The organism is Microvirga sp. P4_G7 (assembly GCF_056401005.1).
In genome coordinates, this window is record NZ_JBFUKD010000147.1 from 1 (window position 1) to 7,135 (window position 7,135).

Annotated in this window: 9 protein-coding genes; 8 read left to right on the forward strand and 1 reads right to left on the reverse strand. The window is 63.1% G+C overall.

Features of this window, described 5'->3' with window-relative positions; genetic code table 11:
- From AC1DT3_RS08870 to AC1DT3_RS08900, 7 genes are all read left to right on the forward strand, one after another.
- A partial coding sequence (locus tag AC1DT3_RS08870) for a glutamate-5-semialdehyde dehydrogenase (RefSeq protein ID WP_477464891.1) occupies window positions 1–936 on the forward strand: 936 nt, incomplete at its 5' end.
- Between the two features lie 23 nt (window positions 937–959).
- Entirely contained in the window at window positions 960–1,595 is a 636-nt protein-coding gene (locus tag AC1DT3_RS08875) for a nicotinate-nucleotide adenylyltransferase (protein WP_477464897.1), read from the forward strand.
- 176 nt (window positions 1,596–1,771) lie between these two features.
- Window positions 1,772–2,068, forward strand: a complete 297-nt coding sequence (gene rsfS / locus AC1DT3_RS08880; RefSeq protein WP_477464892.1) for a ribosome silencing factor — start codon at window positions 1,772–1,774, stop codon at window positions 2,066–2,068.
- A gap of 15 nt (window positions 2,069–2,083) precedes the next feature.
- Entirely contained in the window at window positions 2,084–2,578 is a 495-nt protein-coding gene (rlmH, locus tag AC1DT3_RS08885; RefSeq protein ID WP_477464898.1) for a 23S rRNA (pseudouridine(1915)-N(3))-methyltransferase RlmH, read from the forward strand.
- 12 nt (window positions 2,579–2,590) lie between these two features.
- Window positions 2,591–3,943, forward strand: a complete 1,353-nt coding sequence (locus tag AC1DT3_RS08890; protein ID WP_477464899.1) for a murein hydrolase activator EnvC family protein — start codon at window positions 2,591–2,593, stop codon at window positions 3,941–3,943.
- Complete coding sequence (locus tag AC1DT3_RS08895; RefSeq protein ID WP_477464893.1) at window positions 3,943–5,286, forward strand: S41 family peptidase; 1,344 nt, start codon at window positions 3,943–3,945, stop codon at window positions 5,284–5,286. The genes AC1DT3_RS08890 and AC1DT3_RS08895 overlap by 1 nt, the downstream gene beginning before the upstream one ends.
- 217 nt (window positions 5,287–5,503) lie before the next feature.
- Window positions 5,504–6,043 carry an RNA pyrophosphohydrolase gene (locus AC1DT3_RS08900; protein ID WP_477464894.1) on the forward strand — a complete coding sequence of 180 codons (540 nt, stop codon included), beginning with the start codon at window positions 5,504–5,506 and terminating at the stop codon, window positions 6,041–6,043.
- Between the two features lie 3 nt (window positions 6,044–6,046).
- Here AC1DT3_RS08900 and AC1DT3_RS08905 read toward each other — a convergent pair whose 3' ends face one another.
- Window positions 6,047–6,376, reverse strand: coding sequence for a helix-turn-helix transcriptional regulator (locus tag AC1DT3_RS08905; protein WP_477464895.1), 330 nt, complete (start codon window positions 6,374–6,376; stop codon window positions 6,047–6,049).
- 173 nt (window positions 6,377–6,549) lie between these two features.
- Here AC1DT3_RS08905 and AC1DT3_RS08910 point away from each other — a divergent pair.
- Window positions 6,550–7,135, forward strand: a 586-nt coding sequence (locus tag AC1DT3_RS08910) for an HdeD family acid-resistance protein (protein WP_477464896.1), incomplete at its 3' end; no start/stop codon positions are given.

Genomic DNA, 7,135 nt, shown 5'->3' on the forward strand with positions numbered 1-7,135 from the left:
ATGATCGAGCGTGTCGCGACGCCGCTCGGTGTCATCGGCGTCATTTTCGAAAGTCGCCCCAATGTCACCGCGGATGCCGGAGCGCTTTGTCTGAAGGCCGGCAACGCCGCAATTCTGAGAACCGGCTCCGAAAGCTATCGGACTTCACTCGCGATCGCCGAGGCGATGGGCGAGGGGCTCTCGGCGGCCGGACTGCCCGCGGACGCCATTCGCCTCGTGCCGACCCGCGATCGCGCAGCGGTGGGGGCCATGCTCAGCGGCCTCGACGGAAACATCGACGTCATCGTGCCGCGCGGAGGCAAGAGTCTCGTCGCCCGAGTGSAGGAAGAGGCGCGTGTGCCGGTCTTCKCGCATCTCGAAGGTCTCTGCCACGTCTTCGTCCACGAGAAGGCCGATCTCGAAATGGCGAAGCGCGTTGTCGTGAACGCCAAGATGCGGCGGACGGGCGTTTGCGGTTCAGCGGAGACACTTCTGATCGATCGCGCGTGCGCCTCGACCCATTTGGCGCCCCTCGTCGCCGCGTTGCTCGATGTCGGCTGCGTCGTGCGGGGCGATCGCGAAACGGCGGCTGCCGATCTCCGCGTCGTTGCAGCGACAGAGGACGATTGGCGCACGGAATATCTCGATGCGATCATTTCCTGCCGCGTCGTCGACGGCATCGAAGGCGCGCTCGCGCATATCGAGACTTACGGCTCGCACCACACCGACTCGATCGTGACCGAGGACGGCGCGGTTGCAGAGCGATTCTTGAACGAGGTCGATTCGGCGATCGTCCTGCACAACGCGTCGACGCAATTCGCCGATGGCGGGGAATTCGGGTTCGGTGCCGAGATCGGGATCGCCACTGGGCGAATGCATGCGCGGGGCCCCGTCGGTGTCGAGCAACTGACGTCGTTCAAGTACCGCGTGCGTGGCCAGGGCCAGACGCGTCCGTGAACCAATCCTTGTCGCGCTTCCGCATGCGGCCATCCGGCCCCGTTCGCCTGCCGCGCGCAGCGCCGGGCATGCGGATCGGGCTCTATGGTGGATCCTTCAACCCACCGCACGCGGGCCACAGGCTCGTCAGCTTGATGGCGATGAAGCGACTCGGCCTCGACAGGGTGTGGTGGATCGTCACGCCCGGCAATCCGCTGAAGGAAACCAACGGCCTGCCGTCGACAGTCGCGCGCGCCGCTGCGGCGGAGCAACTGGCGGCCCATCCGCGCATCGACGTGACCACTTTCGAAGAGACGATCGGATCGCGCTATTCCTTCGATACCCTGAGCTTTCTCAAGCGCCGGCATCCGGACGTGCACTTCGTCTGGATCATGGGTGCGGACAATCTCGCCTCTTTCCACCGCTGGCGCGGCTGGGACGGTATCGCCAGTCTGATGCCGATCGCGGTGATCGACAGGCCGGGCTTCACCCTGAAGGCAATAGGGTCTCGGGCGGCGACCGCGCTGTCGTCCTATCGGGTGCCGGAAAGCGAAGCGCGGGCCCTTCCGACGCTCCCGGCTCCGGCCTGGACTTACCTTCACGGACCCCGGTCTTTCCTGTCCTCGACCCAGCTTCGCAAGGCCGGCGTAAACTTCGTGTCGCGACAGACGTTGAAATGACATGCCTTTCGGCATTATCTTAAGGAACGGCACATGGTGGTGCCGATGGAAAGGGCCTGAATCTGAATCGTCCAATTCCGCTTGAAGCGGGCTTTGATCCGCTTCCCCCTCCCTCCGGAGCGGAGGCTCCGCAGGATGAGGATATCCGGGCAATCGCCCTGGCCTCGATCGAGGATATGAAGGCCGAGAACACGGTCGAAATCGACCTGACCGGCAAAACCTCGCTTGCAGACACCATGATCGTCACGTCGGGTCGCTCAAATCGACATGTGGGCGCCATCGCCGATCGCATTCTTCAAGGCCTCAAAGACAAGGGCTTTGGAAACGCGCGCGTCGAGGGATTGCCGACTTGCGACTGGGTTCTGATCGATGCCGGCGACGTTCTGATCCACATCTTCCGTCCCGAGGTGCGTGGCTTCTACAACCTCGAGAAGATCTGGAGCGCCGACCGTCCGCAGGAACGCCTGGCCTGAATCGGAGGGTGAGTGTTGCGATTGAGTCTTCTGGCCGTCGGCCGCTTGAAGAGTGGCCCGGAGCGGGAGCTTGTCGAACGCTATCKATTGCGAATCGAAGCCATGGGACGAAGCCATGGCTTCGGAGGTTTCGATCTCCACGAGGTGCCGGAAAGTCGCGCCCGGCGCGATGACGACCGTCGCGCGGAAGAAGCTGGAATTCTTTTGGACAAGGCTGGCTCGTCCGTTCTGATCGCTTTCGACGAACGCGGCAAAAGTCCCACGAGCGAAGCGTTCGCCGACAAAATCAGGCAATGGCGGGACGAAGGACGCGATGCGGTCACCTGTATCGTCGGTGGCCCTGACGGGCTCGATCCCAAGGTGCGCCAGCGGGCCGATCTCATCGTTTCCTTCGGCGCGCTGACGTTGCCGCACCAGGTCGTCAGGGCTCTGATCGTCGAACAGCTCTATCGGGCCCTGACAATCATTGCCGGTCACCCTTATCATCGCGTCGGACACGAGGATTCCTGACCGGTGGCTCCTTTGGTACATTTTCCCAAAGCCGCTTTTCTCCTGGCCGCCGTGCTGGCGGCCCCGCTTGCTGTCGCCTCTGGCGCAGCTCTCGCCCAGCAAGTCGTTGCGCCGGCGGACGATCCTGCCCACAAAGTGCTGGAGACCGCTGACGAGAAAGCAAAGCGCGAGCAGGATTTGAAGACGCTGGAAGCCGCGATGGCCGCCAACGAGGAGGCCCGCAAGCGCCTCGAAGCGGAAGTGTCCGAGATCCGGACCGATCGGGCTAAGCTGAACGGTGCGCTCATCGATACGGCCGCGCGCGTGCGCTCGACGGAAGACCGTATCGCGGCTCTGGAACGCCGTTTGCAGACGCTCGCCGCGAGCGAGAGCGCGATTCGTCGGTCCCTCGACAGCCGGCGAGACATCATCGTCGAAGTGTTCGCTGCCCTCCAGCGCATGGGACGCCGCTCGCCGCCTGCGGTTCTGGTCCAGCCCGAGGACATGCTGGAGGCGGTGCGGGCGTCCATTCTATTGGGTGCGGTGCTCCCGGAATTGCGATCCGAGGCCGAGGCGCTCGCAACCGATCTGGCCGAGCTTGTGCGGTTGAAGCAAGCGATCGCCACAGACCGGACCGCTCTCGAGGGTGAGCTGAAAGCCTTGAACGGCGAACAGCAGCGCCTCGCGGCGTTGGTCGATGCCCGCCAGGGACGGATCGGCGAAGTCGAGCGAAGTATCGGCAGCGAGCGCGAAAAGTCAGCGGCGCTCGCCCGCCAAGCCGGAACTCTCAAAGAATTGATCGACCGCATGGAGCGCGAAATCTCGGGCGCCCAGCGGGCCGCCGAAGAGGCGCGCAAGGCGGCGGACGCGCAGGCGAAAGAAACCCGCGAGCGATTTGCCCAGGCCGCTTTTCGAGATCCTGCGCGGCTTGCCCCGAAAATACCCTTCTCCGAGGCTAAGGGACTGCTCTTGAAGCCTGTCGGAGGCGGAATTTCTCGGGAGTTTGGCGCAGGGGACGGCTATGGCGGAACGACGCGCGGCATTTCTATCACAACGCGCCAAAAAGCGTCTGTCGTCTCGCCTGCCGATGGTTGGGTTGCCTTCGCAGGGCCGTTTCGGTCCTACGGTCGACTCTTGATCATCAATGGCGGCGGGGGATATTATGTTCTTCTGGCTGGCATGGATCAGATCAACGTCGAGGTCGGGCAATTCGTCCTCGCAGGAGAGCCTGTCGCAACCATGGGTCAGACTTCCCTCTTGTCTCCGGCGGCGGGCGCTATCGAAACCAACGATCCAGTTCTCTATGTAGAGTTCAGGAAAGACGGAAGTTCGATCGATCCCGGCCCGTGGTGGGCGAAATCGCAAAGCGAAAAGGTTCGCGGGTAATGCGCAAACTGTCTCTTCTTCTCATCGGTGCCGCCGTCGGTGCAGGCAGCGCGACGCTTGTGTCGCATACCGATCTCCTGTCGAGCACGAGCGCGATCGCCGCCTCCGCCGATACCTATCGGCAGCTCAGCCTGTTCGGTGACGTGTTCGAGAAGGTCCGCACCGACTACGTCGAAAAGCCCGACGAGTCGAAGCTCGTCGAATCGGCGATCAACGGCATGTTGACGTCGCTCGATCCGCACTCGAGCTACATGGACGCCAAGAGCTTCCGCGACATGCAGGTGCAGACGCGCGGCGAGTTCGGTGGTCTCGGCATCGAAGTGACCATGGAAGACGGCCTCGTGAAGGTCGTCACGCCGATCGACGATACGCCGGCCTCTCGTGCGGGAATCATGGCGAACGACGTGATCAGCCAGATCAACGGCGAAAACGTCCAGGGTCTCGATCTCAATCAGGCCGTCGATAAGATGCGCGGCCCGGTGAATTCTTCCGTGACCCTGAAGATCCAGCGCAAGGGCGCGAAGGATCCCATCGAGGTCAAGCTGACCCGCGAAACCATCAAGGTCCGCGCCGTGCGTGCACGGGTCGAGGGCGATATCGGCGTGCTGCGCGTGACGCAGTTCAACGAGCAGACCTATGAGGGACTGCGCGCGGGTATCGACAAGCTCRCGAGCGATATCGGTGCCGACAAGCTCAAGGGCTTCGTCATCGATCTGCGCAACAACCCGGGCGGCCTCCTCGATCAGGCCATCATGGTGTCCGACGCCTTCATCGATCGCGGTGAGATCGTTTCGACGCGCAGCCGCAACCCGGAGGACACGCAGCGCTTCAACGCGAAGACGGGCGATCTGACGAAGGGCAAGCCGGTGGTCGTTCTGATCAACGGCGGTTCGGCTTCGGCATCGGAAATCGTCGCTGGTGCCCTGCAGGATCAGAAACGCGCGACGGTCATGGGAACGCGTTCGTTCGGCAAGGGCTCGGTTCAGACCATCATCCCGCTCGCCGGCAACGGCGCCGTTCGCTTGACGACCGCGCGMTACTATACGCCGTCCGGCCGCTCGATCCAGGCGAAGGGCATCGATCCCGATATCGAAGTCCTGCAGGAAATCCCGGACGATCTGAAGGGCAAGGACGAGACCAAGGGTGAAGCAGGCCTGCGCGGCCACCTCACCAATGGCACCGCCAATGAAGAACGCGGTGGTTCTTCGGCCTACGTGCCGCCGGATCCGACCAAGGACAAACAGCTCAACGCCGCGTACGAGTTCCTGCGCGGTGAGCGCAAGGGCGCTGCCAACGCAACCGGTGGCGGTACTGCTCCGGCGACGCCGAGCACCGCTAACTGATTCGACGTCACGTCGAGCGCTACGTTTCCTCAGGCCCGCGATTCGATTTCGGATCGCGGGCCTCGTCTTTTGCAGCCRGTCGAGAGGCAGGTCTTGTCTCGTGCGCCTCAAACCGGCACTGTCGCTAGGGAACTGTGAACGGCCGCACCGTGGCCGAACCACAGGTCGCAAAAGCACGGTTCGTGCTGGATGCGGATGACGAGGAGGATGAGAGCCGATGCCGAGCGCCCGAGGATCGCGAAAGCTGTCCGATCTGCCCTACCGCGCCTGCGTCGGCGTCATGCTTCTCAACAAGGACGGTTTGGTTTTCGTCGGTCGGCGCCGGGCCGAAGGCGGCCCTGAACACGTCGCCGATGGTTACGCCTGGCAAATGCCGCAAGGCGGCATCGATCCGGGTGAGAACCCCTACGACGCCGCTGTCCGCGAGCTTTATGAGGAAACCAGCGTCCGATCCGCCAAACTCCTCGCCGAGGCGCCGGATTGGTACTCGTACGATCTGCCCTCGGTGGTGGCCGGCCGGGCCTGGCGGGGGCGCTTTCGCGGGCAGACGCAGCGATGGTTCGCCTTCCGGTTCGAAGGCGACGACAGCGAGATCAACATCCTCCAGCCGGGCGGGGGCCGTCACAAGCCGGAATTCGATGAATGGCGCTGGGAAAAAATGGCCCGGCTGCCCGAGCTCATCATTCCGTTCAAACGCGACGTGTACGAAAACGTCGTTTCGGCCTTTAGGCCTCTCGCGCCGGACAGCGGCGATTGAAAGTCAGCCGTCGTTCTGACTCGTGAGATCTTCGGGACGCAGACCTTCGTCGACCTCTCCGTTCCGAAGCCGAACACCGCTGCCGCCCCGATAGGATATCGACCCGCGTTCGATCAATTCGATCCCGGCTTCATCGAAGGCACGGCAGAGGGCCGCTTCCTCGTCGGAAGTAAGGGATTCGCCTGCCTCGAATTCCTGAATCGCTCTTGGTGAGAGACCGGCAGCGCCGGCGAGATTTTCTTGCGACCAACCGAGAAGAGCCCTGGCCGCGTGGCTTTGAGAACGCGTGAGTGTCATCCCGAAGAAATAGGGCGCTACGCCGACAACGGACAAGGGGCGCGGAGGGATTTCAATTCGGCCCGCGCGGGCGAGGACGATACGGGATTGCGCTCGGCTTGCGAGTCGAAATTCCTCGATGGTAGGAATGGTGCCTCTAAAGCCATGAATGGATCAGGATCCATGCTCGAGGTTTCAATGACCGACGCCCCGAAGGGGAGGAGGCGGCCGTGATTCGGCTGGCCGTCCTTCTGATGGGCTTCGAGCCGATGCGCCGGCAATGGCGCTCGCTCGCGCTCTTCGGCTGCGTCTGGATTGCGCTCGGGCTCGCCATTATGGCCGATGCGGCGGACGGCGTGACGGTCGTCGTAACCGAGACCTTCGGCTACCTTCTCGTGATCGAAGGGACGATCGCCTGTCTCCTGACGTTCGGGCTCGGCCGACGTCGGGGGCGGTTCTTCCTGGCTCGCGCGCTCGTGATGCTGAGCATCGGTCTTCTCATCATCGACATGCCGTGGCGCAACGACATCGCCAACAGCCTGCTGTTCGGCATTGCGTTCTTGCTCGACGGATCGATCCGGTTCGCCGCCGCACTCCTGATCCGCTACCGACGCTGGCAGTTGATCGCGACCGTTGCCTTGGTCGAAATCGGCGTTGCCATTCTCGCCTTCTCGAATTGGCCGATCTCTTACGTCAAGACCGTTCCGTTCTGTATCGGCGTGGCGCTGCTCCTGTCCGGATGGACGATCATTCGTCTGGCGCTCGGCCTGCGCAACCTGCCGCCGAACCAGGGAGCTTGGTCGCTCTTTGCGAATG

Bases quoted from the DNA above. Each gene is read 5' to 3' on its own strand.
- rsfS (WP_477464892.1), top strand. From the start codon at position 1,772: ATGAAGGCCGAGAACACGGTCGAAATCGACCTGACCGGCAAAACCTCG.
- AC1DT3_RS08900 (WP_477464894.1), top strand. From the start codon at position 5,504: ATGCCGAGCGCCCGAGGATCGCGAAAGCTGTCCGATCTGCCCTACCGC.
- AC1DT3_RS08875 (WP_477464897.1), top strand. From the start codon at position 960: ATGCGGCCATCCGGCCCCGTTCGCCTGCCGCGCGCAGCGCCGGGCATG.